At 66.5% G+C, this 25804-nt stretch carries 24 protein-coding genes; 10 read left to right on the forward strand and 14 right to left on the reverse strand.

The genetic code is table 11. The features are described 5' to 3' along the window. Positions 1-158: 158 nt before the first annotated feature. On the reverse strand, positions 159-5051 hold the full coding sequence (locus tag AC1Q64_RS12925) for an EAL domain-containing protein (RefSeq protein WP_492251593.1): 4893 nt from the start codon (positions 5049-5051) through the stop codon (positions 159-161). A 310-nt stretch (positions 5052-5361) separates the two neighbouring features. Here AC1Q64_RS12925 and AC1Q64_RS12930 point away from each other — a divergent pair, with 310 nt between their 5' ends. After that, on the forward strand, positions 5362-5817 hold the full coding sequence (locus AC1Q64_RS12930) for a MerR family DNA-binding transcriptional regulator (protein WP_291433588.1): 456 nt from the start codon (positions 5362-5364) through the stop codon (positions 5815-5817). A 46-nt stretch (positions 5818-5863) separates the two neighbouring features. After that, positions 5864-6355 (forward strand): PaaI family thioesterase, encoded by a 492-nt coding sequence (locus AC1Q64_RS12935; protein WP_492251594.1) that lies wholly within the window; start codon positions 5864-5866, stop codon positions 6353-6355. 17 nt (positions 6356-6372) lie between these two features. Here the strand turns inward: AC1Q64_RS12935 and AC1Q64_RS12940 are convergent, their stop codons facing one another. The 3 genes from AC1Q64_RS12940 to leuA form a co-directional block, all read right to left on the reverse strand. Beyond that, on the reverse strand, positions 6373-7473 hold the full coding sequence (locus AC1Q64_RS12940) for a 3-deoxy-7-phosphoheptulonate synthase (protein WP_492251595.1): 1101 nt from the start codon (positions 7471-7473) through the stop codon (positions 6373-6375). A 93-nt stretch (positions 7474-7566) separates the two neighbouring features. Beyond that, complete coding sequence (locus AC1Q64_RS12945) at positions 7567-8076, reverse strand: C40 family peptidase (RefSeq protein WP_291433591.1); 510 nt, start codon at positions 8074-8076, stop codon at positions 7567-7569. 171 nt (positions 8077-8247) lie between these two features. Next, on the reverse strand, positions 8248-9945 hold the full coding sequence (gene leuA / locus AC1Q64_RS12950; RefSeq protein ID WP_492251596.1) for a 2-isopropylmalate synthase: 1698 nt from the start codon (positions 9943-9945) through the stop codon (positions 8248-8250). 408 nt (positions 9946-10353) lie between these two features. On the opposite strand from leuA, the gene AC1Q64_RS12955 reads away from it, so the two are divergent. From AC1Q64_RS12955 to AC1Q64_RS12980, 6 genes are all read left to right on the forward strand, one after another. Next, the gene (locus tag AC1Q64_RS12955; protein WP_291433595.1) at positions 10354-10707 is read left to right on the forward strand and encodes a YciI family protein; all 354 of its coding nucleotides are present in this window, start codon (positions 10354-10356) and stop codon (positions 10705-10707) included. Between the two features lie 207 nt (positions 10708-10914). Further along, a complete protein-coding gene (locus AC1Q64_RS12960; protein ID WP_291433597.1) occupies positions 10915-11331 on the forward strand; it encodes a YciI family protein in 417 nt (138 codons plus the stop codon). 25 nt (positions 11332-11356) lie between these two features. Beyond that, positions 11357-11893, forward strand: coding sequence for an SRPBCC family protein (locus AC1Q64_RS12965; RefSeq protein ID WP_291433599.1), 537 nt, complete (start codon positions 11357-11359; stop codon positions 11891-11893). Positions 11894-11967: 74 nt separating this feature from the next. Continuing rightward, entirely contained in the window at positions 11968-12387 is a 420-nt protein-coding gene (locus tag AC1Q64_RS12970) for a VOC family protein (RefSeq protein ID WP_492251597.1), read from the forward strand. Beyond that, positions 12388-13680, forward strand: coding sequence for an RNA polymerase sigma factor (locus tag AC1Q64_RS12975; RefSeq protein WP_492251598.1), 1293 nt, complete (start codon positions 12388-12390; stop codon positions 13678-13680). 48 nt (positions 13681-13728) lie between these two features. Next, complete coding sequence (locus tag AC1Q64_RS12980) at positions 13729-14256, forward strand: GFA family protein (RefSeq protein ID WP_291433605.1); 528 nt, start codon at positions 13729-13731, stop codon at positions 14254-14256. Between the two features lie 22 nt (positions 14257-14278). Here AC1Q64_RS12980 and AC1Q64_RS12985 read toward each other — a convergent pair whose 3' ends face one another. The 4 genes from AC1Q64_RS12985 to AC1Q64_RS13000 form a co-directional block, all read right to left on the reverse strand. Then, positions 14279-14776, reverse strand: a complete 498-nt coding sequence (locus tag AC1Q64_RS12985; protein WP_291433607.1) for a ribonuclease HI family protein — start codon at positions 14774-14776, stop codon at positions 14279-14281. Then, entirely contained in the window at positions 14773-15036 is a 264-nt protein-coding gene (locus tag AC1Q64_RS12990) for a DUF3297 family protein (protein WP_015011863.1), read from the reverse strand. The genes AC1Q64_RS12985 and AC1Q64_RS12990 overlap by 4 nt, the downstream gene beginning before the upstream one ends. Before the next feature lie 78 nt (positions 15037-15114). Next, positions 15115-15696, reverse strand: coding sequence for an NnrU family protein (locus tag AC1Q64_RS12995; protein WP_492251599.1), 582 nt, complete (start codon positions 15694-15696; stop codon positions 15115-15117). 196 nt (positions 15697-15892) lie between these two features. Beyond that, positions 15893-16501 (reverse strand): 3'-5' exonuclease, encoded by a 609-nt coding sequence (locus AC1Q64_RS13000; protein ID WP_492251600.1) that lies wholly within the window; start codon positions 16499-16501, stop codon positions 15893-15895. 146 nt (positions 16502-16647) lie between these two features. Between AC1Q64_RS13000 and AC1Q64_RS13005 the strand changes: the two genes are divergently transcribed. Continuing rightward, positions 16648-18057: a serine hydrolase domain-containing protein gene (locus AC1Q64_RS13005; RefSeq protein WP_492251601.1), complete on the forward strand. Its 1410-nt coding sequence runs from the start codon at positions 16648-16650 to the stop codon at positions 18055-18057. Between the two features lie 17 nt (positions 18058-18074). On the opposite strand, the gene AC1Q64_RS13010 is transcribed toward AC1Q64_RS13005, so the two are convergent. The 5 genes from AC1Q64_RS13010 to dinG all read right to left on the reverse strand — a co-directional run bounded on the left by AC1Q64_RS13010 (position 18075) and on the right by dinG (position 23356). Continuing rightward, a complete protein-coding gene (locus AC1Q64_RS13010; RefSeq protein WP_492251602.1) occupies positions 18075-19337 on the reverse strand; it encodes an extracellular catalytic domain type 1 short-chain-length polyhydroxyalkanoate depolymerase in 1263 nt (420 codons plus the stop codon). A gap of 58 nt (positions 19338-19395) precedes the next feature. Then, on the reverse strand, positions 19396-19821 hold the full coding sequence (locus AC1Q64_RS13015; protein ID WP_056057652.1) for a hypothetical protein: 426 nt from the start codon (positions 19819-19821) through the stop codon (positions 19396-19398). Between the two features lie 297 nt (positions 19822-20118). Further along, a complete protein-coding gene (locus tag AC1Q64_RS13020) occupies positions 20119-20622 on the reverse strand; it encodes a pyridoxamine 5'-phosphate oxidase family protein (RefSeq protein WP_492251603.1) in 504 nt (167 codons plus the stop codon). A gap of 149 nt (positions 20623-20771) precedes the next feature. After that, a complete protein-coding gene (locus AC1Q64_RS13025; protein ID WP_291437983.1) occupies positions 20772-21131 on the reverse strand; it encodes a zinc ribbon domain-containing protein YjdM in 360 nt (119 codons plus the stop codon). Positions 21132-21193: 62 nt separating this feature from the next. Beyond that, a complete protein-coding gene (gene dinG, locus AC1Q64_RS13030) occupies positions 21194-23356 on the reverse strand; it encodes an ATP-dependent DNA helicase DinG (RefSeq protein ID WP_492251604.1) in 2163 nt (720 codons plus the stop codon). Positions 23357-23519: 163 nt separating this feature from the next. On the opposite strand from dinG, the gene AC1Q64_RS13035 reads away from it, so the two are divergent. Beyond that, a complete protein-coding gene (locus tag AC1Q64_RS13035; RefSeq protein ID WP_492251605.1) occupies positions 23520-23819 on the forward strand; it encodes a hypothetical protein in 300 nt (99 codons plus the stop codon). A 101-nt stretch (positions 23820-23920) separates the two neighbouring features. Here AC1Q64_RS13035 and AC1Q64_RS13040 read toward each other — a convergent pair whose 3' ends face one another. Continuing rightward, positions 23921-25789 (reverse strand): B12-binding domain-containing radical SAM protein, encoded by a 1869-nt coding sequence (locus tag AC1Q64_RS13040; RefSeq protein ID WP_492251658.1) that lies wholly within the window; start codon positions 25787-25789, stop codon positions 23921-23923. Positions 25790-25804 lie beyond the last annotated feature (15 nt).

The following is a 25804-nucleotide window of genomic DNA, read 5'->3' on the forward strand; positions in this document are numbered from 1 at the left end:
AGTGGACCGAAGCGAAGCCGGTGCGCCAGAGGTACCTGCCCCATCACTCGAATGAACGGAAGGGCCTGAAAAGGTCGGGAAGGGCCGCGGACGAAAAAAAACAGGCCGGGGCCTGTGGTGTGGTGAAAAGCAGGCCCAGACAGGCCCCTGGAGGTCGCTTATCCCTGAGAGGTGCGCAGGAAGGCGTCCAGAACGTCCACAGACAGCGCTCGGCTGAAGAGGTAGCCCTGGTAGAGCTGGCAGCCCGCGCGTGCCAGCAGCGCGCATTGCTCAGGGGTTTCCACGCCTTCTGCGATCACTTCCAGCCCCAGGCTGCGCGACAGCCCGATGATGGTGTCCACAATCGCGGCGTCGTTGGGGTCGGTCAGCAGGTCGCGTACAAAGCTCTGGTCGATCTTGAGCTGGTCGAGCGGCATGCGCTTCAGGTAGCTCAGGCTGGAGTACCCGGTGCCAAAGTCGTCCAGCGAGAAGCCCACTCCGTAGGACCGCAGCGCAGTCATGGTGGCGATGGTGGTCTCCATGTCTTCCACCAGCAGGCTTTCTGTCAGCTCCAGCTTGAGCTGGGCCGACGGCGCACCGGTGATGGCGAGCACACGTGCCACGTCATCCACAAAACTGGCGTGGCGGAACTGACGCGAACTCACGTTGACGGCCATGGTCAGGTGCGACAGGGCTGGGTCGCTCTGCCAGCTGGCCAGCAGCTTGCACGCGGTGTGCAGCACCCAGCGGCCCAGCGGCAGGATGAGGCCGGTTTCTTCGGCCAGCGGGATGAACTGCGCGGGCGACACCATGCCGCGCTGCGGGTGGGCCCAGCGCACCAGCGCCTCCACCCCTACGCAGCGGCCCGACTGGTGGATCTGCGGCTGAAAGTGCAACAGGAACTCGTCCTGCGCCAGCGCAGAGCGCAGGTCGGTCTCCAGCCCGGCGCGCGCCGTGACCACGGCCTGCATGTCGGGGTCAAAAAAGCGCAATGTATTGCGGCCGGCCGTCTTGGCCTGGTACATGGCCAGGTCGGCCTGCTTGAGCAACTCGCCCACCGTGGTGTGCTCCCCGGTGAACGGCGCAATGCCAATGCTGGGCGTGCTGCGGTATTGGTAGCCCTGCAGCGCATAGGGTACGGCCAGCATGGCCAGGATTTTTTCGCCCACGCCCCGGGCGTGCAACGCCAGTTCATGCGGTTTGGGGCTGAGTTCTTCGAGCATGACCACAAACTCATCGCCGCCCAGGCGGGCCACCGTGTCCACGCTGCGCACGCAGGTGTTCAGGCGATGCGCCACCTGTTGCAGCAGCAGGTCACCCTGGTCGTGGCCCAGGGTGTCGTTCAGGGTCTTGAAGTTGTCGAGGTCGATGAACAGCAGTGCCCCGCCCTGCTGGCGCCGCTGCGCTGTGGCCAGTGCCTGGTGCATGCGGTCCATCAGCAGCATGCGGTTGGGCAGGCCAGTGAGTGCGTCGTAGAACGCCAGGCGCTGGATCTCGCGCTCGCTGGCCTTGCGCTGGCGGATATCGGTGTTGATGGCCAGGATGGACTGTGGCTGGCCGTCATCGCCACGCACCAGCGTCCAGCGGCCTTCCACCTCGATGGTGCTGCCGTCGCGGTGGCGCTGCACGATCTCGCCGGTCCACTCGCCCTGCTCCAGCACCGTCTGCGTGGCATGCCGGAAATGTGCAGGATCTTCATAGAGCAGCGTTTCAATCGACTGGCCCAGGGCCTGCAATTGCGACCAGCCGTACAAGCGCTCCGCACTCTTGTTCCAGAAGATGATGCGGTGTTCCAGGTCACGCACCAGGATGGCGTCCTGCGCCTTGTCCAGCAGCGATGCCTGGTGGCGAATGCGGGTGTCGGCCTGCTGCCGCTCGATCTCGGCCGATGCCCGCGAGGCAAAAATTTGCAGCGTGGAGGTGATGAAATCCGTATCCGCAATGGCCTGCCGGAACAGCACGAACACAATGCCCACCACCTCGCCGTCGGCGTTGCACAGCTGCTGGCCCACATAGGCCTGGGCGCCCACCTGGCGCAGCACGGGGGCTTCGGGGTAGAGCTGCTGCACCTTGTCAGTCACCACATGGGTGCGCTGGGACATCAGCAACAGGCTGGGCGTGCCGGCCAGGCTGTATTCGTCGTTGGGCAGCATCTGGCCATCAAGCACGGCAGCCAGTGTCATTACCCTGGGAACTTCGCCCAGCGGCTGGGGGAGCAACTGCACCACACAGCCACCCTGGGCGTCGAGTGCGTCGGCCATGTTGCGCACCAGCTGCACAAAAAACTCGGTGCCAGTGCTGGCTGACACCGCAGCCGCCACCTTGAGCACGGAGGCCTGCAACCGCTGCTGCGCCTTGTGTGCGCGCAGGCTGGTGATGCCGATGGCCAGGTCGTTGGACAGCTCCTGCAGCAGTGCCGCTTCTTCCGGGCTGATCTGCAGCACGTCGGGCGCGTACAGGTAGAGCAGGCCAAAGCTGCGTTCTTGTGCATGGTCGCGCGCATGTTCACGCAGCGGCAGGCAGATCACCCCGTGAAAGCCATGCTCCAGCATGCGCTCGGTCCAGTCGGCAAAGTCGCCTTCGGTGCGGATGTCCTGCACGATCACTGGCTGGCCGGTGCGCACCGCAATGCCCGCCGGGCCCCGGCCGTAGGGGTCGTCGGCCGACCAGCTCAGTTGCAGGTTTTCCAGATAGTTCTGGTTGTAGCCCGCATGGGCCACGGGGCGGATGGATTTGCGCTCGTCGTCCAGCGCAAACCCCACCCAGCCCATGCGGTAGCCACCGATGTCCACCGCAATCTGGCAGATGGCCTGCAGCAGTGCGGCCTCGGACGTGGCGCGCACCAGGGTTTCGTTGCATGCGCTCAGCAGGCGCTGGGCACGGCCCATGCGCGCCAGCTCGCGCTCGGTGCGCAGGCGTTCGGTCACGTCGGTGGCCAGCACCTGGCGGGCTGGGCGCCCGTTGAAGCTGATGCTGCCCGCCGTGATCTCCACATCCATGAAGCTGCCGTCTTTCTTGATGTGGCGGCTGATGACAGGAGTGTTGCGCTGCTCCATCGGAACGGCGCGGATGTTGGCCTCGACGTTGGGGCGACGCTCAGCGGGCCACAGGTCGAGCATCGACATGTTCAGCAGCTCGGCTTCGGTGTAGCCGTAGTGGCGCTCCATTGACCGGTTGACGGCCTGCAGCTGCAGGGTTTCACGGTCATACACCCACATGGGATGCGGGTGCTCGTCAAACAGCATGCGGTATTGCTGCTCGGACGCATGCAGCTGCCCGGCCACATGCCGCAACTGCACCATGGCACCCAGCGACTCGGTCAGGATTTCCAGGTGCGCCACATCGCGGCGTGAAAACGCATTGACCTTGTCAGACGTGACCTTGAGCGACCCCACGATGGCATCGCCGCTGCGCAGTGGCACGGCCATCACCGACCGCACGCCGTGGCGGTGTGGCATCGAGGCCATGTCCCAGCCCTCGGCCTCGGTGTCGTTGCACACCACGGTCTGGCCCTTGCTGAGCGCAGGCCACAGCAGGCTCTCATCCACCGCCAGAAGGTTTCCCACCGGGCGCACATGGTCGCCGGCCGACGCCTGCGCCACCAGCTGGCGGCCTTGCAGCAGCTCCACCATGGCGCCACGCGCTTCGGTCTGGCGCAGCACGGTGCTGGCCACCAGCTGCAGCACTTCGGGCAGCGGCATGTCCAGCGACGAGATACGTTGCTGCACCTGCAGCAGTTCGGCATGGTTTTGTGCGTCGCGCTGGGCGTCCAGGTCGGCCAGCTTCTGGGCGCTGATGTCGGTCATGCCACCCACCATGCGCACGGCCTTGCCCCGCAGGTCTCGGATCAGGAAACCACGGTCCAGCACCCAGGCGTAGCTGCCGTCATGGCGGCGAAACCGGTATTCGTCTGACCAATGGTTGGCAGTGCCGTTGATGGCAGCATGGATGCCTTCAAGCACTTTTTTACTCTCATCAGGGTGCAGCCGCAAGGTCCACGAGGTGCTGTCGGGCGGCAACTCGTCCAGGGGGACACCGAACAGGGTCTGTATGCCCTCGTTCCACCACATCGCATCGGTGTGCAGGTTCCAGTCCCACACCGCGTCTGCCGTGGCGCGCGAGACCAGGTGAAAGCGCTCTTCGCTTTCGCGGCGGGCCTGCCGGGCCTGGTGCTGGGCCGAGATGTCCTGAAACGCCCCCTGTATCCGCAAGATGCGGCCCTCGGTGTTGCGCACCGCCTGCCCGGTGGTGCGCACCCAGAAGTGACGACCCGCCAGTGTGACAAGTTCGCCCTCCAGGTCAAACGGTGTGCCGTGGCGGATGCAACTCTCAAACGCTGCCTGCATGGCCTGCCGGTGCGGGGGCAGGTACAGCTCCATGATCTGTTCCACCGAGCCCATGCGTCCCGCAATGCCGAAGGCGGCGGCGATCTCCTGCGACCAGTTCAGCTGCAGGCTGGGCAGCTCTACGATCCACCCGCCGATGCGGGCCATGTGCCCGGCCACGCGCAGGGTCTCGCTCTGGGCCACCAGCTCGGCATGCATCCTGTCGCGCTGCTGCACCAGGTCGGCCAGTACCTGCTTTTGGCGGCGCAGTTCCAGTTGCACCATGGCCTGCTCAGCCAGTATGCGCAGCCCCTGCAGCTGTTCGGCCTCGATGTGGCGGGGAATGGAGTCCAGTACCGCCAGAGTGCCCAGCGCCTGCCCTTCGGGTGTAATCAACGGCACGCAGGCGTAAAAGCGCACATGCGGGCTCTGCGTGACCAGCGGGTTGTGGGCAAACACCGGATGCTCATGCGTATCGCTGACCACCATAGGCTCACGGCTGCCACTGAGTGCATGCGCGCAGAAAGCAATCGCGCGCTCGGTCTCCCTGAACGGCACGCCCACTGCGGCCTTGAACCACTGCCGGTCGCTGTCCACGAAGTTGACCACCGCCATGGGGCACTGGCACACGCGCGCCGCCAGCGTGACCAGCTGGTCAAAGCTGTCTTCTGCCGGTGTGTCGAGGATCGCGTAAGACTGCAGTGCCTGGAGCCGTGCGGCTTCTGCGGTGGCTTGCGCTGGTGGCATGGTCAGTCCACCGTGACGCTGCTGCGTGCGCACACACCCAGCCTGGTCAGGGCGACCATGGCATAGGCAGCGGGGCGGAGCAACGTCGGCAAGGCAATCGGGCAGTAGGTGGATGCGTGCAATGCGGCCACACCGCACACGTGGGTTCACAGGGCCATGGCCACTGTGTCAAAGAGTGTCAATGCTACACCGCACAGCCCCTGCTTGCGACGTGTGCCCATGGGGGTTTCTCCCAAAAAACACAGTGTTATTGCTTGGGGCAGTCACCCAGGCAACCTTCGCGCAGCGCGAGGCTTGCTAATGTGGCCCCATGCAGATTTCCGAACTCGCACAGCAGGCTGCGGTATCCGTCCACGCGTTGCGCCACTACGAGCGGCTGGGGCTGATCCACCCCGAGCGCCGGGCCAATGGCTACCGCGACTACCCGGCCCCCATGCGGCGCGAAGTGGTGTTCATCGCCATGTCGCGCCAGCTGGGCTTCAGCCTGCCGCAAATTGCACTTCGCCTGGACGAATACCGCGCGGGCACGCTGGGCATTGACGACATGGTGCAGGCCTTGCAGGAGCGTGTGGACGCGATCGACCAGCAAATGACCGCGCTGCAGTCCCAAAAAACCACCGTGCAGGCGCACCAGGCCTGGTTGCGCGGCCAGTTGCTCACGAAGCAGCGATCAAAAACCCAGGGTCGGCAGACACCCTTGGGCGCAGCCACTGCATCTACCAAGCCCTGGCCGCGTGTGCGTGCCCCGTCAGCCCGCAAGCCCTAGACCACTCGCAGCACCCAAACACCCCCATCCCCTGGAGACCACCGCCATGACAGCCCCACTCACACCCGCGTCCCGCGATGCTTTGTCCAACGCACCCCATAGCAGCGTGGAAACCCTGAAGGCCGTCGTGTTGGCCATGCCGATGGCCCGCACGCTGGGGCTGCGCTTCGTCCATGCCGAGCCCGGCCGGGTGGAGGTAGAGATCCCGGTGAGCGAGGCCTTCAGCTTTCGCCCCGGCCAATTGCAGGCCACGGCGGTGTTTGCGGTGGCCGACTTTGCGGCGGTGGCGGCAGCAGGCAGCGTGTTGCCACCCGGCTGGACCAATGCCACCGTGGACACCACCTTGAAAATTGTGGCCCCTGCCCAGGGCGCATGCCTGCGGGCGCGGGGTCGCGTGGTGGATGCGGGGCGCCTGCTCACCGTCTGTGCCGCCGACGTGTGGGCGGTGGATGCCGCCGGGCAGGAGCGGTTGTGCGCCACGCTGCTGGCGACCGCGCGCAATGTCGACCTGGGGGCTACACGCCCACCCCGGGGCTGATCGCTTCGCAGCGCCCGTCAGGCTTTCTGGCGCCGTGCCCGCACCGCCGCCGCCAGTCCTTCAAGCACCGGCACGGTTTGCGCCAGGCTGATGCAGGCATCCGTCACTGACACGCCATGCGTCAACGGCTGGCCGGGCACGATGTCCTGTCGGCCTTCCTGCAGGTGGCTCTCGATCATCAGGCCGGTGATGCGTGCGTCGCCTGCGGCAATCTGTTGCGCCACTTCTGCCGCCACTGTGATCTGGCGCTGGTGCTGCTTGCTGCTGTTGGCGTGGCTCACGTCGATCATCACCTGTTCGCGCAGGCCTGCGGCCTGCAGCAGCGCACAGGCGGCGTCCACGTCGGTCTTTTGGTAGTTGGGCTGCTTGCCGCCCCGCAGGATCACGTGGCAGTCCTGGTTGCCACGGGTCTCAAAAATGGCCGCCTGGCCCATCTTGGTCATGCCCATGAAGGCGTGCGACGCCTGTGCCGCCTGGATCGCGTCGCTCGCCACCTTGATGCCACCGTCGGTGCCGTTCTTGAAACCCACCGGGCAACTCAGGCCGCTGGCCAGCTGGCGGTGGCTCTGGCTCTCGGTCGTGCGCGCGCCGATGGCGCCCCAGCTCACCAGGTCGCTGATGAACTGTGGCGAGAGCAGGTCCAGAAACTCGGTGCCCACGGGCAGACCGGTGACCAGCACGTCCAGCAGCAGCTTGCGCGCCAGCTCCAGCCCTTCGTTGATGGCGAAGCTGCCGTCCAGGTGCGGGTCGTTGATATAGCCTTTCCAGCCGACGGTGGTGCGGGGCTTCTCAAAGTACACGCGCATCACGATCAGCAGGTCGTCCTTCAGCGAATCGGCCTGTGCCTTCAGGGCCTGGGCGTATTCCATGGCTTGGGCATGGTCGTGGATGGAGCAGGGCCCCACCACCACCACCAGCCGGTCGTCCTGCCCATGCAGCACGCGCGAGATGGCGGCACGACTGGATTCAACCAAGGCCTGCGCAGCCTCGGGTGCGGGCAGCCATTCCTGCAGCAGCGCCGGTGTGATGAGCGGTCGCACGGCCTTGATGCGCGTGTCATCAATGCGCGTGGTGTCGTGGGTGGAGATGGGGGTGGCGGAGCGGTGTGCGTGGGTCATGGTGGCTCCGATTGTCGCGGAGCTGGATTGCAGCCCCTTTTGGCGACCGAACCAGGGCATGGCCGTCAGCACTGGCTGCGGGGGGGAAACTATCTACGGCCTGCGAAACGCCGCGTTCTGCCGCGCCCAGTGGCGCGACTGCAGGTGGTCCACGCGCACCGTGCCACCCGTGGAAGGCGCGTGCACAAAGCGTCCTTCGCCCACGTAGATGCCGGCATGGCTGGGTTGCCGGCCTGTGCCAAACACCACCAGATCGCCTGCGCGCAGTTCGCTGCCGTCGATGGGGAAGCCCCAGGTGTTGAGTTGCGCCACCGTGCGCGGTGGCGGCGTACCCACCTGGTTGCGGTACACATAACCGATGAGGCCGCTGCAATCAAAACCCGAGTCGGGGGTGTTGCCGCCGTAGCGGTACGGCGTGCCCACCAGGCCCAGCGCGTGGATGGCAATGTCATGCGCCTGCTCCGCCGTCAGCGGCGGCGTGGTGCGGATGGGGCCCGATGCATTGGGTGAAGAAGGTGGCGGCCGTGAGGTGCCGCAGCCGGCGAGCACCAGCAGGGCGGCAGTACAAGCGGCGGCAAGGCCCGGACGAAGAAGAGCGCGCATGCACGCGAGGGTAATGGATGGAGCGCGGGACCTGTACCTACCCCACCGGCGGTCTGGGGATATTGGCCAACAATGCCGCCAGCGCTTGTCCATCCAGCGCCAGCAGCTATCTTTTTACAACACCCCAAGGATCCTTGTCGCTCCGTTCGCGCAGAGGTTCCCGTGTGCCTGTCACGCCACTGCAGTTGCGATGGCGTCCGTGGCGGCGCGCCGCGCCATCAGCCGATTGGCCACGCTCACGATGGCTTGCACCGAGGCGGTCACGATGTTGTGGCTGGCGCCTGCTCCAAAAGTGGAGCCTGCCACGCCGTCCATGGCAGCTTCCACAATGGCCATCGCCTGCGCGTTGGCGCCCGTTCCGGTGGCGCGTTCCTCGTAGTGGTCCACCCGCAGTGGCAGGCCCAGTGCATCCACCGTGGCGGCAATCGGCCCGTTGCCCTGGCCGCGCAGGGTCTGCCGCGTGCCGTCGATGGTCACGTCCAGCTCGATGCCCTGGCCGTCTTCATCGATGCGGTGGCTGTGGCAGGTGATGGCGGCCTGTGTTGTGGCGTGTACGGGGGCCTGCAGGTAAGTGGCCTGGAACAGGCTCCACAACGCATCGCCTGTCATCTCGCTTTCGCTCGCGTCCGTCTGGCGCTGCACCACGGCGCTGAACTCCACCTGCATGCGGCGCGGCATCACCACGCCATGTTCACGTTCGAGCAAGAAGGCGATGCCACCCTTGCCCGACTGGCTGTTCACGCGGATCACGCTGTCGTAGGTACGGCCGAGGTCGGCCGGGTCGATGGGCAGGTAGGGTACTTCCCACAAGGCGTTCGGGTCTTGCGCGGCAAAGCCCTTCTTGATCGCGTCCTGGTGCGAGCCCGAAAACGCGGTGAACACCAGGTCGCCCGCATACGGGTGGCGTGGATGCACGGGCAGCGAGGTACATTCCTCGGCAATGCGCGCGACCGAGGTGATGTCCGAGAAGTCCAGGTTCGGGTGCACGCCCTGCGTGTACATGTTGAGCGCCAAGGTCACGATGTCCACATTGCCGCAGCGCTCGCCGTTGCCAAAGAGGCAGCCTTCCACGCGGTCGGCCCCAGCCATCATTGCGAGTTCTGCCGCCGCCACGCCGGTGCCCCGGTCGTTGTGCGGGTGCACTGACAGCACGATGTGCTCGCGCGGTGTGAGGTGGCGATCCATCCACTCGATCTGGTCGGCAAACACGTTGGGCGTGGCGTTTTCCACCGTGGTGGGCAGGTTGATGATGACGGGGCGGCCGGGGCCGGCGTTCCACGCGGCAATCGCGGTCTGGCAGGCCTTGAGGGACACGCTGAGTTCGGTGGCGCTGAAGGTCTCTGGCGAGTACTGCAAGGTCCACTCTGTGCCCGGCTGCACATCGGTGAGCTGCTTGAGGTAGCCCACATGGTGCGCGATGAGCTGCATCACCTGCGTCACGTTCATGCCAAACACGATGCGCCGCCACGCGGGCGCGGTGGCGTTGTACAGGTGCACGATGGCGCGGGGTGCGCCTTTCACGGCCTCCACGGTGCGTGCGATAAGGTCCTCGCGCGACTGGGTCATGACCATGATGGTCACGTCGTCGGGGATGAGGTTTTCGTCGATGAGGCGGCGCACAAAGTCGAAATCGATTTGCGACGCGGCCGGAAAGCCGACTTCGATTTCCTTGAATCCGATGCGCACCAGCTCATGGAAGAGCTTCATCTTGCGCTCGCCGTTCATCGGCTCGAACAGCGCCTGGTTGCCGTCGCGCAGGTCGGTGGAGAGCCACACGGGCGCGCGGGTGATGCTGCGGGTGGGCCATTGGCGGTCAGTCAATGCGACGGCGGCAATGGGCTGGTATTTGGTAGCGGGCTTGGCAATCATGAGGGGCTCCACGAACGGTGTGTGCGGTGTGCAAGACAAGCACGGTGCACGGGTCAGACGAAATCAATACGAATGACATCCCCTGCAGCCCTTTGCGTGTGCAAAGGCTGGTTCGCGGGCCGGGGTCAGGGGGAGATCAGGTGTTGCGCAAAACGGCAACGGTGGCGAACGCAGGCAGACCCCGGCCAAGCACTAGGCCTAGCGATAGGGTGGATAGGAACATGCTGCGTTGCATAGGGAACCAAAGATAGCACAGCCATGTTGCAGGGCGCAATAAACTTTGGCTAAATCAGCCATTGGCGCCCATATGACAAGCACTGAAAGCTATCAAATTCATAGTACTAGCCGCTGATACGATGGTGCTTTTTGCGCGTACCCGCACGGCCCGGCGTTACCCAAGGAGATCCCATGCCCTACATGCTGCTCATCATGGAACCCCACGGCCAGCGCGCCGAGCGCGGGCTGGAAGGTGGCCAGGAGGCCTATGCCAGCATGCAGCGTTTTGGCCAAAGCCTGCAGGCCCGCGGCCTGCTGCGCGCCAGCGAGTCACTGGCCTCGACCGAGCAGGCTGTGCGGTTGCAGGTGCGCGAGGGGCAGGCCCGCCTCACCGACGGACCGTTTGCCGAGACCAAGGAAATGGTGGGCGGCTTCTTTCTCATCGACTGCGCCACGCGCGACGAGGCCATTGCCATCGCCCGCGAATGCCCGGCCGCCGCCTGGGCCACGGTGGAAGTGCGCGAGGTGGCGCCCTGCTTTGTGTGAAACCGGGTGCGCTGGGCTAGGCTGGGCAGCGCCATGCACCCTTGCGGAAGCACTTGGCTCCACTCCGCCGAGTGGGCTTCCAAAAAATAAATCCGAACTCGCTCCCTTCGCTGTCGAAATCGCGTCTTCCCGTTCGTCGTGCAGAAGAAGGCCCTGGATTGCGCCATGGCCAGCCCCTTCTATCCACAACCTCTGGAGGACATTTCCATGCGATTCATGATCATCATCCAGGCCACCGCCGAATCAGAACAGGGCTGCAAGCCGACCGCAGCCCTGATGACAGCGATGGCCCGCTACCACGAAGAACTCGCGCGGGCCGGTGTGCTGCTGGACGCCAGTGGCCTGCAGCCCTCCTCCAAGGGCTGGCGCGTGGGCTACGGCACCAGCGGCACCCGCACCGTCACCGACGGCCCGTTCACAGAGACCAAGGAGCTGATCGCGGGCTACACACTCATCCAGGTGCGCAGCCGCGATGAGGCGCTGGAATGGACACGCCGCTTCCCCAACCCGCGCGGCGAGGGCCTGGATGCCGAGATCGAGGTGCGCCAGCTGTTCGAGATGGAAGACTTTGCCGGTGTGGATGGTGTCGAGCAGTTCCGCGACCTTGAAGCCCTGCGCGGCTGATGCCATGACACGAAAGGCATCCTCCATGGTCAAGACCATCGCCCTCGTGCTGCTGGCGGCCCTGGCGCTGCTGCTGGCGTTTGCCGCCACCCGCCCCGACACCTTCCGTGTGGAGCGCAGCCGCGTGATCCCCGCACCGCCTGAGCGCCTGTATGGGCTCATCCATGACCTGCGCCAGTTCAACACCTGGAACCCCTACGAGCGCAAGGACCCTGGCATCCAGGGCGAATACAGCGCCACCACCACCGGCCCAGGCGCGCGCTATGCCTGGCGGGGCGACAAGGTGGGTGTGGGCAGCATGGAGATCGTGGACGCCACCGCTCCCCGGCGTGTGGGCATGAAGCTCGACTTTGTGAAGCCCTTTGAAGCCCACAACGAGGTGGAATTCACTTTGCAGCCCGAAGGCGCGGGCGCCACCCGCGTCACCTGGTCCATGCAAGGCCCCGTGCCCTACCTGGCCAAGATTGCGCACCTGGTGTTCAACATGGACCGCATGGTGGGGCAAGACTTTGAAGACGGGCTGGCCAACCTGCAGGCCGTTGCACAAAAGCCCGGCGCCTGAACCACCGGCCCCTCTGCAGCCCTTTGCCAAACACACCTGTTTCGCCTTACCTTCCAACCCTTCGGGAGACCTTCATGCACAAACACATCTTCGTGAACCTGCCCATTGAGAACATGGCCCGCTCGCAGGCGTTCTTCCGCGCGCTGGGCTACGAGTTCAACCCCGAGTTCACCAACGACCAGGGTGCCTGCCTGGTGATGGGCGAAAACCTCTTCGTGATGCTGCTGGTCAAGAGCTTCTATCAAACCTTCACCGACAAAACGATTGCCGACGCACGCACCACGTCGGAGGTGCTGGTGTGCTTCTCGTGCAGCAGTCGCGAAGAGGTCGATGCGCTGGTGGACAAGGCCGTGGCCGCAGGCGGCACCACACCGCGCCCGGCGCAAGACCTGGGCTTCATGTACTCGCGCAGCTTTGACGACCTCGACGGCCACACTTGGGAGTTTGTGTACATGGTGGACGCCAGCCAGGCCAAGGGCTCTGAGAAGGTGTGAATGAATCCCTCTGCGCTGCCCGACCACGGTGCCCTGCACCGCAGCATCGACTCGGTGTGGCGTATCGAGGCCGCGCGCATCATCGCCAGCGTGGCGCGCATGACACGCGATGTGGGCCGGGCCGAAGAGCTGGCGCAGGACGCTTTGCTGGCCGCGCTGGAGCATTGGCCCAAAGACGGCCTGCCCGCCAACCCGGCCGCGTGGCTCATGACGACCGCCAAGCGCCGCGCCATCGACCACCTGCGCCAGCAGGCCCTGCACCAGCGCGAGCACGAGGCCCTGGGCCACGACCTCGAAGCGCTCGAAGCCCAGTACGCGCCCGATGTGGTGGACACCCTGATGCACGCCGAACAGGACGACATCGGCGACGACCTGCTGCGCCTGATCTTCACCGCCTGCCACCCCGTGCTGCCCACCGAGGCGCGGGTGGCGCTCACGCTGCGGCTGCTGGGCGGCCTCACCACGGCCGAGATCGCGCGCGCCTTCCTGGTGCCCGAGCCCACCGTGGCCCAGCGCATCGTGCGTGCCAAGCGCAGCCTCACGGCCGCGCATGTGCCGTATGAAGTGCCCGGCGCGGCCGAGCGCGCGCCGCGCCTGGCCTCGGTGCTGGAGGTGATCTACCTCATCTTCAACGAAGGTTATGCCGCCACGGCGGGCGACGACTGGATGCGCCCTGCGCTGTGCGGCGAGGCCCAGCGTCTGGTGCGGGTGCTGGCCAGCCTGGTGCCCGGCGAACCCGAGGTGCAAGGCCTGGTGGCGCTGCTCGAAATCCAGGCCTCGCGCCTGCCCGCGCGCACCGATGCGCAGGGACAGCCCGTGCTGCTGATGGACCAGGACCGCGCGCGCTGGGACCACCTGCTGGTGCGTCGGGGGGTGGTGGCGCTCGACAAGGCTGAGCAGCTGGCCCGCGCAGGCCACGCCTGGGGGCCCTACGCACTGCAGGGTGCGATTGCCGCCTGCCATGCCCGTGCCAGGCGCGCCGAAGACACGGACTGGGCCCACATCGTGGCTCTGTACGACGCGCTGCTGCAGGTGGCGCCCTCCCCCGTGGTGGCGCTGAACCGCGCCGTGGCCGTGGGCATGGCCGAGGGGCCGGAGGCCGCACTGGCGCTGGTCGATGCCCTGGCAGGCGACCCGCTGCTGCGCCACTACCACTGGCTGCCCAGCGTGCGCGGCGACCTGCTGGCCAAGCTGGGCCGGCGGGCCGAGGCGCGCGCCGAGTTCGAGCGCGCAGCCAGCCTCACCCGCAACGCGCAGGAAAAGGCGCTGCTGCTGGCCCGTGCCTGCAGCTGAAGGCCGGTGTTGTGCTCCCCCTCACCCCGCTGCAAGGACACCCCCCTCATGCCCCACCCTGCCCCTGAATACCCGCTGGAAGGCGGCTGCACTTGCCGCCATGTGCGCTACCGCCTGTTGGCGCCCCCACTGTTTGTGCACTGCTGCCACTGCCGCTGGTGCCAGCGCGAAAGCGGCGCGGCCTTTGCGCTGAACGCGATGATCGAGGCCGACCGCGTGGAGCTGCTCGCAGGCACCCCGGCGATGGTGCACACCCCGTCAGCAAGCGGCATGGGACAGCAGATCGCGCGTTGCCCGCGCTGCCAGGTGGCGGTCTGGAGCCACTACGCAGGCGCGGGGCCCGTGATGGCGTTTGTGCGCGTGGGCACGCTGGATGCGCCCGACCACCTGCCGCCCGACATCCATATCTTCACGGCCTCCAAACAGCCCTGGGTGGTGTTGCCGCCGGGGATGCCCGCCGTGGCGGAATATTACGAACGCGAGGGGTTGTGGCCTGCGCAAAGCATCGCCCGTCGCCAGGCGGTGCTGCCGCGCATCCAGGCCTACCGTGCGGCTGCAGGGCTTGACCCGGCCTGATGGCGTGTGCCGGGTGAGGGGCTCAGCGCCGGCGGCGCTTTTTGATGGTCTGGCCTTGCGGCGTGGCTGCCTTGGGTGCCAGCCCAAGGGCGGCGCGGGCCAGCGTATCGGCTGCGCCATTGCGGTGGCGGGGAATCCACTGGACCTGGGCTTGTGGGAACAGCCGCAGTGTCTGGCGTGCTTCGCCAAACAGCGTTGCCAGTCGCGCAATAGGTGCCGCTGGATGACCGCCCAACTGCTCCACCAGCACGCTGTTGTCGCTGAACACCTGCACCGGCGTCGATGCTGCCAGCCCTTGCTGCGCCAGCCACTGCAGCGCCTGCATCAGCGCGCGCAGCTCTGCCTCGTTGTTGCAGCCGGTGAAGGTGGTGGCTTCGGAGATCTGGTGCTGCACGGTCCCGTCGGGGCCGGTCAGCACGGCCCCCAGGCCCATGCGCCCCGGGTTGGGCCAGGCGCTGCCGTCGCAGTGGATCACCCAGGCGCCGGGGGTGAGCGGTGCGGCCGCCTGTGCGGCTGTCACTTGTAGAAAGCTTCTACCGTGCCTTTGATCTTGATGAGCAGCGGCTGGCCCTTGCGGTCCACCGTTTTGCCTGCGGGCACCTTCACCCAGCCTTCGCTGATGCAGTATTCCTCCACATCAAAACGCTCCTTGCCGTTCAGGCGGATGCCGATGTCGTGCTCGAACACGGCGGCCACATGGTGCGGGCTGCGGGGGTTGACCGACAGGTGGTCGGGCAGGGGCGGCAGGGCGGGGGTGTTGGGGGTGGTGGCTTCGGTCATAGAGGTCTCGGCGAGAAAGGAGAAAACGCAAAGCGCGGATTCTCCGGCATTTGGGGTGCTGGCCTTCCCAGCGTTCGATCATCGCCCCAGCGGCGCCACGCCGATCAGCCACGCATGACCCCAGAACGCAAAGCCCGCCCAGGCCACTGCACCCACCACCACAGCCGCCGCCGTACCTGCAGCGCTGCCTGCCGCGTACACGGTGCCCTGCGCCCGGTCGCGCTGGCGTGCGGCGCGAAAGCTCAGCACCGCCCACAGCAGGAAGCTGCCAAACAGCAGCACGTCGGCCAGGTTGCCGTTGGACAGCAGATGTGCCAGCGCCCACACCTTCACCCCCAGCACCATAGGGTGGTGCAGCCGGGCCTTGATCGCATTGCGCGGCACATAGGTGGCAGCCAGCAGCACAAAGGCGATCAGCGTCAGCAGCGCCGCCGCGTGCCGTATGCCGATGGGCGGCACCCACAGCACCACGGGCTGCTGCCGCGCCAGGCCGTAGCCCCAGACGATGAGCGCCAGGCCCACGGCCGAGACCAGCGAATAGAGCCCCTTCCACGGCATCTCCCCCATGCGCGCCCGCGTCTGCGTGCGCCAGCCATCGGCCACGATGCGCACCGAGTGCACGCCGAGAAACAGCACCAGTCCCAGTACCAGAAGCCACATGGTCAAGCCTTTCATTCGAGGGGGATCAAGGGTCGTCGCAGCGCAGCTGCCTGTTGTCCACTGGCGAGTATGCCGCCTGTTTTCTGAAAAATTGAAGCCAGAAGTGCCCGTAGCGCTTATGAATCATGCGCTAGTAGCTATATTTTTGATAGTGATAGTCCCTTGCCTCCTAGGGAAAAGAGACAAGGCTCTGTCACTACTCAGCATGTTTTGCCAGCAGCGCCCCCACTGCCGGTTTGGCGCAGCGCTGCAGCGTTTGCAGCAGTGCGTAGCTGGGCTCGGCCACCCGCCAGCGGGTGCGCAGGTCGTGCTGCATGCGGGCCAGCAGCGCAGCGGCCATCTCGGCATCGGCCAGCGCCCGGTGGGCCTGGCCTGTGCGCGGCAGGCCGTGGTAGTCCACCAGCGTGCCCAGCTTGTGGCTGGGCGCCTGCGGATACAGGCGCCGCGACAGCAGCACCGTGCACGCAAACGGATGCGGCGCGGGCAGCCCGGCCAGGGCCAGCTCGGCCTGCCAGAACTTGCTGTCGAACGATGCGTTGTGCGCCACCATGGGCGCATCGCCCACAAAACGCGCGGCATCCTGCATCACCTGTGTCGCGTCGGGCGCGGCGTTAACCATCGCGTTGGTGATGCCGGTGAGCTGGGTGATGAAGGACGGAATCCACACCCCGGTCTTCATCAAACTCTGGAATCGGTCCACCACCTGGCCCTGCTCCAGCAGCACGATGGCCACCTCGGTCGCGCGCGCGCCCTGGCCGGGCGAGACGCCGGTGGTTTCAAAGTCGATGACGGCGATGGGGGGCATGGGCTTGCGTGCGAAAAGGAAGGATTGTGCCGCCGCACCTGCGCGCCATCCTGTGCGCCCTGCGGGCCTGTGTGTCCACGTGCCCATCCAAGTGGGTGGCCTACACTGCCCCACCCCGTTTCTGGATGCATGGAGCCGAGCAACCCATGAAGAACCACACCACCCAACCCGCCTGGCTCCATGCCGCCCTGGACTACCTGCCGCAGTGGCTGGACCTGCAACTGGAGCGCTACCGCCAGCCCGGGTGTTCCGTGGCCATTGCACGCGGCGGCGAGACCGTGGCCGAGCTGGCCCTGGGCGTGGCGGACATGCGCACCCACCAGCCCCTCACGCCCCGGCACCGCCTGCGCATTGCGTCGCACTCCAAGAGCTTTACGGCAGCGGGCGTCATGCTGCTGCGCGAGCAGGGAAAGGTCGGGCTGGACGACCCCATTGGCCGCTATGTCGATGGCCTGCACAAGGACCTGGCCCGGGCGCGCATTGGCGAGCTGCTCTCGCACAGCGCGGGCGTGACGCGTGACGGGCCCGATGCCGGCCAGTTCCTGGACCGGCGGCCGTATCTCTCCCGCGCCGAGCTGCTGGCGGACCTGCGCCACAAGCCACCGCTGGAGACGGGGGTGCAGCTCAAGTATTCGAACCACGGCTACGGCCTGCTGGGGCTGATGATGGAGCAGGTCACCGGCACGGAGTACGCCAGCTGGATGGTGCGCCATGTGATCGACGCCGCAGGCTTGCAGGAAACCGTGCCCGACATGCCGCGCCTGGCGCGGGACGCCCCGATGGCCTTGGGCCACAGCAGCGAGTTTCCGTTCGGTCAGCGCCTCATCGTGCCGGGCGACAACCGGTGCGATGCCATGGCCCCGGCGGCCGGGTTTGTATCCACCGCGTCGGATGTGGCCCGCTTCTTTTCGCAGCTGGCGCCCGACAGCCAGCGCAGCATCCTGTCGCCCGCGAGCCGCCGCGAGATGGCGCAGCGCCGCTGGCGCGACCCCTGCAACCTGTTCGAGTCCCACTACGGCCTGGGCACCATGCTCAGCGCGCCGGGCCCGCGTGAATGGATGGGCCACACCGGCAGTCTGCAAGGGTTCCTGTCACGCACCGCGCGCTACCCCGCGCTCGATTTGACGGTGACGGTGCTCACCAACGCGCAGGACGGCCTGTCCACGGAGTGGGTGGAAGGCATTGCCAGCATCTTGTTTGCGTTCCAGCAGCATGGTGCGCCGGGCAAAAAGGAAGCCGCCTGGGCGGGGCGCTGGTGGAGCCTGTGGGGCGCCAGCGACCTGGTGCCCATGGGCAAGGTGGTGTGCCAGGTGGTGCCCGCCATGTTCGTGCCCTTCAACGCCGCCACCACGGAGCTGGCCATCACCGGGCGCGACACCGGCGTGGTCCAGAAAGCCTCGGCCTACGCCAGCCCCGGCCAGCTGGTGCGCCGCGTGCGCGATGCCAGCGGCGCCGCCACCGAGCTGTGGGTGGGCGGCACCCAGCTGTTGCCCAAGGACGCCATGGTGGCCGAGGCCACCCGTCGCTATCGCAAGGCGCGCCGCACTCCGCGCTGATCCCGGCGGCCCGGGCCTCAGCGCTTGGGGTGCGCTGCAAAAAACCGCAGCATCTCCGCCGTGGCATTGACCCCGGCAGGGTCGGTGTGGCTGCCACCCGCGTGCCCACCGGCCCACGCGTGCCCTGCGCCGTGCAGTACCCAGTGTTCTGCCACCACCGTGCCAGTCAGTGCGCTGGCCGACGGGGCGCCACCCGCCACGGTGTACACCTTGCGGGTGTAGCTCTGGCCACCACGGGACTGGCCCTGGTGCACGGTCTCCACCGTCGTCTGGCCGTCACCAGGGGCTGTGGCCAGTGCTGACAGCGTTGCCTCGATGAGCTGTTCACCGTTGTGCGCATGTACGGTGGTGTCGGCGTCGCCGTGGAACACGATGATCGGCGGGGGCGGCAGGGCTGGTGCGTGAGCGACGTGGTGCGCAGCGGCACCCAGTTTGGCCCCGTTCTTCATCGCCGACAGTGCGCCCATCACGTTGTGCGCTGCACCCGCCTGCAGGCCGGAGTGCACGCCCACGGCCGCAAACAGGTCGGGGTATTCGCGGCCCAGCAGCGCGGCCATGGCGCCGCCGGCCGACAGCCCTGCCACGTAGACGCGTTGTGCATCCACCGGGTGGCGCGCCATCACATCCCGCAGCATGGCCACGATCAGCGCGGGTTCGCCGCTGCCCCGGTGCTGGTCGCCGGGTCGAAACCAGTTCCAGCAGCCGTTGGGGTTGGCGCCGTGGGGTTGCTCGGGGTACAGCACCAGGGCGTTGGCGGGCGCGGCTGCGTCGTTCATGCCCGTGCCGGTCGCAAAGTCCACCGGGTTCTGCGTGCAGCCGTGCAGCATCAGCACCAGCGGCATGGTGGTGCCTGCCGTGGCACCCGGGGGCACGTACAGGTGGTAGTGGTGCGGGTTGTGCCGAGCGCCCGGGTGGGTGAAGGCCACGCGGGTGAAGCTGCCGGCGGGCTCCGCCAGCGGGCGGTGGCTGGCGGCGGGGCGTGCTGTGGCCGAGGGCTGTGCCTCTGCGGTCGGTGTGTGGGTGCTGCGGTCGATGACCACGGCGTCTTCCACCTCTTGCGCGGTGTGGGCACTGCGCCAGCGGGGGGCGTTCCCTGTCGTGGGTTCGGGCGCGTGCAGCGAGGGGGCGCTTGTGCTGGCGGGTGCGGGAGGGGGGCCATGGCGCGCCACGGTCTCGCCCAGAGTTTGTTGGATGGCCCGCGTGGCATCGGCCAGTTGGCCGCTGCGCACCAGCTGGGTGGCTTCGCCCATCAGGCGCTTGAGGTTCAGGTTCCAGTCCATGGGGACTCCTTGGTTATTGGTGCGGGCATGGGCGATGCGCTGCGGTTTGTGTACGGATTCAATGCATGCGCCCGGCCAGCGCGGCCTTGACGGCTGCACTGGCGTGGAACGCGCCCAAGACCGTCACCGAGGCGATCGTGGCCTGCGCCAGTGCGGGCGGCACGTCGTCGTCGATGCTGGCCAGGCCCAGCACACGGATCTCTAGCGCCTGGCCTGCTGCCAACACGGCCTCCAGCTCGGCCCGGCCAAAACGCTGCAGTCCCAGCACAAGCATCTTGCGGGCCACCACCTGGCGCACCGCGTCGTTCTGGGCGGTCAGCTGGTTGCGGATGGCGGTGCGGATGAAGTCGGTGCGGTTGGCGTAAAAGCCTTCGGACACCAGCAGGTCAATGTGTCCCAGGTCTACAAAACCGAGGTTGATGGTGACCTTCTCGGACTCGGGCACCTTGCTGCGTGCGGGGGCGGTGGGAACCAGGTTGCTCATCAATCACACTCCATAAAACATCCAATCAGATGGTGTATGGATGGAATATGGATGGTGGTTGGCTGCTTTGCAAGAGCTGCCCACAAAAAATGGGGCCTACGGACCCCAGGAGGTACTGCATGCGTTCACTACCAAAATAGTAGCAAACAAACCATGTTTCTGCAGCGCTAGCGCCCAGTTTTGCCTGGAGTTTGCCCCGGGGACCCACAGGATGGCGGTGCAGATGCTGCACCGCTGTGGGGAAAGGCGCTCAACTCACACCCTGCAGGCCGATCCCGAGGGGTTGTCCACAGGCGCTCAGTACAGCGTGAGTTCCTTGTGCTCGCCCAGGCTGCGCGGTGGCTCTCCGGTGATGGCGGCCTTGGCCATCTGGAACAGCTGCACCATCTTGCTCTCGTCCACGTTCCAGTATTCGGCGTGGCGAACGCGCACCACCAGCAGTGCCAGGTCCGGGTCGGACACGCCGCCCGGGAACCACGCCTTGGCCATGGGCGACCACAGGGCTTCCTTGAGCGCGCGGTCGTCCACAAACCGCGCCTGGCCTGACACGGACACATAGCTGTCCTCGTCCGGGTCGGCATACGACACATTCACCTCGCCGTCGGTCAGCAGGCGCTCGTACAGCTCGCCAGACTGGGGGATGAAGAAGTACAGCTCGGCCTGTTCATCGAGCTGCCGGTTTTGTGTGGTGAGCGGGTGCGCGTGCAGCATGCCCGTGGACGTGCGGTGCGTGAGCATGCCAAAGCGGATGTCCTTGATGAGCTTCCACAAGGTGTCGCGGGCGGGGGAGTTGGGGTGCATGGGGCCTCCAGCAGGTGGTGGGGAATCAATCGATCAGTGCGGGCACTGCAATTGGTTGACTCTAGGCACCACGGGGCGGCCAGGGCGTCGGCGGGGAGCGCCGATGCCTGTGGGCGGTTGTCTGACACGAGGGGCGCCGCCCTCCTCCATCAGGCCTTTTTCAAGAACTCCGACTTCAGCAGCATGCTGCCCAGGTCCGTCTTGCAGTCCACGTTGTGGCCGTCTGCACCATCCACCAGGCGGATGCTCTTGATCTTGGTGCCCTTCTTGAGCGTGGACGACGAGCCCTTGACCTTGAGGTCCTTCACCAGGATCACCGCGTCGCCGTCGGCCAGCGGGTTGCCGTTGGCGTCACGCACTGCGCCATCTCCTGCATCGTTTGCCTCTGACTCGGTGGCGTCAGCCACCTGCGGCCATTCAAAAGCGCAGTCGGGGCACACATAGTTGCTGCCATCGGGGTAAGTGTTCTCCTGGCCGCATTGGGGGCAGGCGGGAATGGTGTGGGGCATGGTGGGGTCCTCTCTGTCGTTGTTGTAGTGGTTGTGAAATCGGTGCGCAAAGTGTCGCCGCTTCACAGCGGCGCGCGTTGCTCCAGCGCAAACGGTGGCAGCCCTTTGAGCAGCCGCTGGCCGTAGCTGGTGCGCGTCAGGCGCTTGTCGTAGCAGTACACATGCGCCATGTCTTCTTCGGTGCGGATCGCGCGGCCCACCCATTGCGCCAGGCGGATGGCGGTGGCGGGCACCACCAGCTCGCTGAAGGGGTCGCGCCCCACGGCGCGCAGCCACTCGGCGCGGGCTTCGCCCACGGGGTCGTCGGGCGGGGCGAAGGGCAGCTTGGTGATGAAGACCGACTCGCACAGGCGCCCCGGCAAATCCAGCCCCTCGCCAAACGACTGCATGCCGAAGATGACCGAGGGCTCGCCGTTTTCCACCCGCTCGCGGTGGCGGCGCAGCAGCTGCGTACGCGGCAGTGCGTTCTGCACTAGGACCACACTGCGCATGGCGGTGGGCAATGCGTCCACAGCCTGGCGCATCTGCTCGCGCGAGGTGAACAGCACCAGCGCGCCGTATTCCACACGCGCAATGTCGTGCAGCAGCGCATCGACCATCTCGGTGGTGAACTGCGCGGCGTTCTTGGGGTCGGCGCGTGTCTCGGCGGCAATCAGCGTGCCCTGCGCGGCGTAGTTGAAGGGGCTGGGCACCTCCAGCGTGGTGGCAGCTTCGTCGCCGTGCAGGCCCGCCTCGCGCAAGAAGAAGTCAAAGTGCCCGCAGCTGGTGAGTGTGGCCGAGGTGAGCACCGCACCGCGCACCGCGCTCCACAGGTGGTTGCGCAGCGTGGTGCCGGGCAGGATGGGGCTGGCGTGGGCCTTGACCACGATGAAGTCGCCATCCACCTCCAGCGTGAACCACTTGGCGGCGGGTACTGCGCCTTCGGGCGCGTCCTGCAACAGCAGCTGTGCTGTGGCGTGCAGCTCTTCCAGGCGCGGGGCCAGCATGCCGATTTGTGCGTACAGCGTGGACAGGCGCTTGGCCTCGTCGGGCTTGTCGCGCATCTCGGCGCGCAGTGCCTTGCTGATGGCGCGCAGGGCGTCGAGGAAGCCCTCGGCGCTGGCGGCCAGCAGGCCCAGCGGAGCAATGAGTTGTTCAGGCAATTCGCCACGCGGCACGCGAACACGCGCCGGGCCCCAGGCGCTGGGCTGGCTCTTGAGCTGGGCGCCATACACATCCATCACGATGCGCGCCAGGTCCTGCAGCGTCTGCCGCAGCTGGGCCGAGTGTTTGGGGATGTCGGCAATCTCTTCGACCTCCAGCAGTGCCCCAATGCGCAGGCCCCGGCTCGACAGGCGCTCGATCCAGGTGATGCGCGACAGGTCCATGCTGCACGCAAACTGGTCGAGCGCCGTGGCGGGCAGATGGTGGGCTTCGTCCAGCACCAGCAGGCAGTTGTCCAGCTCGGGCAGCACGCGCGCGCCCAGCGATGACAGCAGCAAATCGTGGTTGGCCACGATCACCTGCGCGCCCACCAGCTCCTTGCGCTTGTCGTAGTAGGTGCACTGGCTGAACGCCGGGCAGTGCTTGCCGGTGCACGAAGCACCTTCGGCCGCCACGGGGCTCCACACCTCGGGCTCGGGGGGCGTGTCAAGGCTGTCGCGGTCGCCATCCCACGCGCCTTTCGACAGCGTCTGCGCCATCGTCGAATAGAACTGCATGCGCGCCTCGGTCTCGTGCCGGGGGCGCTTGGCGCGGGCGGCGGCTTCTTCCTCAGCAAACAGGTCGTCTTCGCCTTCTTCCTCAGCCTCGCCCGTGCCGGCCAGGCGGTCGAGCTTGAGCTTGCACACATAGCGCCCGCGCCCCTTGGCCAGCGCAAACTTGAAGGGCTGCGGCATCAGCGCGGCCAGCGCGGGCAGGTCCTTGTTGACCAGCTGCTCCTGCAGCGCCACCGTGGCCGTGGAGATCAACACCCGTGTGCCGCGCGACAGCGCCAGCGCAATGGCCGGTGCGCAGTACGCCAGCGACTTGCCCACGCCCGTCCCCGCCTGGATGACGGCAATGGCGCGCGTGGGCGCTGCTTCGCCGCTCTCTTCATCCACCTTGCCCAGCGTGGCCGTGCTGAACGTGCGCGCCACCTGCTCGGCCATCAGCCGCTGGCCGGGCCGGCTGCGAAAACCCTCGGTGGCTGACACCACCGCATCGAAAGATTCAAGGGCCTGCGCGGCCCACACCTGTTGAGACATACAGTAGTGTCGCATGGCTTGGGGGGCCAACGGCTCCAAGGTTTGACGCCCACCGTCTCCATCGCCTGTCGGGTACATGGCCTGTGGGCCTACAGGGATGCGGCGGTGGGCTTTTTACGATGCACCGGACCGGACAAACTGCTGTCCGAACCCAGGAGACCCTATGCCCCGCCCCTCAAACCGCGATGAGTCCACCCCGGCTCCCACCGCACCAGAACCCTCGGTAGACACCACCAAGCGCCAGGCCCCCGGCCCCAAGACGCAGGGGCCGTTGAAGGCGGGGCAGTCTGCCGCGAAGGAAGAAAAGCCCAAGCTCCCCCACGAGCGTGATGAGTCGGTGGACATGACCCATGGCGAACCGGACGCTCAAATCGAGCAGGCCTACCGTGATGTGCAGCGTGGGTTGCAAGACACCGACCGGGGACCACCGGCCGACAAGGCTTACCAAAAGCAAAAGCATTGAACCTATCGCATTTGCTATTACATGTATAGCGCACGACGCATATGCAACGTGCGCTAGCGGCCACTTTGGCTTGAAGGTTGCGGCTATGTCGGTCGTTGCATTCACCCCCGCTCGCGCAGCGCCCGCTCAATGCGGTCACGCCGCACCGTCGTCTTGGGCACCTTGAACGGGAACCACGTGCGCACGTCTTCTTCGAGCCCGATGCCGTGCATGTAGTTGTAGATGGCCTTCTTGAGCGCGCCGCCCAGCGCGTCGTGGTCCACGCCCGTGGGGTCGATGAAGGCCACGTCGTTCTTGGCAAAGTCGCCTGGCGGCAACGGCGCCAGCGTCACGCCGTATTCCTCGGGGTTCTTGCCGACGGGCGAGTGCACGGTGCAGGCAAAGCGGTGAAAGAACCCGCTCTGGATGCAGCCATTGGCGAACAGCTGGCGCACGTATTCGAGCGCGTCCACGGTGTCTTGCACCGTCTGCGTGGGAAAGCCGTACATCAGGTACGCATGCACCAGGATGCCCGCGTCGGTGAACGCCCGCGTCACGCGTGCCACCTGGTCTACCGACACGCCTTTTTTCATCAGCGTGAGCAGCCGGTCCGACGCAACTTCCAGCCCGCCCGAGATCGCAATGCAGCCACTGTCGGCCAGCAGCTCGGCCAGGTCGGGGGTGAAGGTTTTTTCAAACCGCACATTGCCCCACCAGCTGATGCCCGCGTTGCGCGCAATGAGCTCGGTGGCCAGGGCCTTGAGCGCCTTGGGCGGCGCGGCTTCGTCCACAAAGTGAAAGCCGGTCTGCCCCGTCTCGCGCACGATCTGCTCGATGCGGTCGGCCAGCACTCCAGCACTCGCGCCCTCGTAGCGGCTGATGTAGTCCAGGCTCACGTCGCAGAAGCTGCACTTCTTCCAGTAGCAGCCGTGCGCCACGGTGAGCTTGTTCCAGCGCCCATCGCTCCAAAGGCGGTGCATGGGGTTGAGCATGTCCAGGAGCGACAGATACCGGTCCAGCGGCAGGCCGTCCCAAGTGGGTGTGCCCACCTCGGCGAAAGCGATGTCGGCTTCCATCATGTTGATGTACTGCACCGCGCCATCGTCACCGCGCACGAAGGTGCGAACCAAGCGTTGCCGGCCACGCTCGCCGCGCAGATGTTCCAGCAGCGCCAGCAGCGGACGCTCACCGGCGTCCAGCGTCACGTAGTCAAAGAAGTCAAACACACGCGGGTCGGCTAGCTCGCGCAGCTCGGTGTTCACAAAGCCGCCGCCCAGCATGGTGGCGATGTGCGGGTATCGTGCCTTGATGGCCTGCGCAATGCGAAACGCCGCGTACACGGACCCCGGGAACGGCACGGACAGCAGCACCACGCTGGGCTGGTGCTTGGCAATCGCCTCGTGCGTGAGCTGCTCCAGCATCTCGTCCACCAGTGTGGGCGTCGCAGCGAGTGCTTGGGCCAACGGGTCAAACGTGGGCTGGCTGCCCGCCAGCGATTCGGCATAACGCACGAACTCAAAGCGCTCGTCCACCGCATCGCGCAGCACGTCGGCCAGGTCGTTCAGGTACAGCGTGGCCAGATGCTTGGCCTTGTCGTGCAGGCCCAAAGCACCAAAGGCCCATCCCAGCGGGTCGCCGCCCTCGTCGTCCACATACACATCCAGCGTGGCAAAACGCGGACCCTCGGGCAGGTAGTTGCGGCCCACGATGCGGTGCGCCAGCGTGCTGTCGCGCCCCTGCAAAAAGGCAATGGCGGGGCCAATGGTGGCGAGGTAGCGGTCCTTTTGCGCCGCAAAGCTCTGCACGGCAGGGCGTTGCTTTTTGGCGGGCAATGCATCCACCTTGGCGGCCACGGCGCGTAACCCCTCGGGCGAGAGCAAACGCAGCACCAGTGCCAGCGCCAGGTCTTCCTGGAACGCGGTGACGCCGCGCGAACGCAGAAAGCCGGTGAGGTAGGCGGTGGAGGGGTATGGCGTGTTCAGCTGCGTCATCGGGGGGATGACGGA

This window comes from Acidovorax sp. GW835-FHT14G06 (assembly GCF_058793595.1).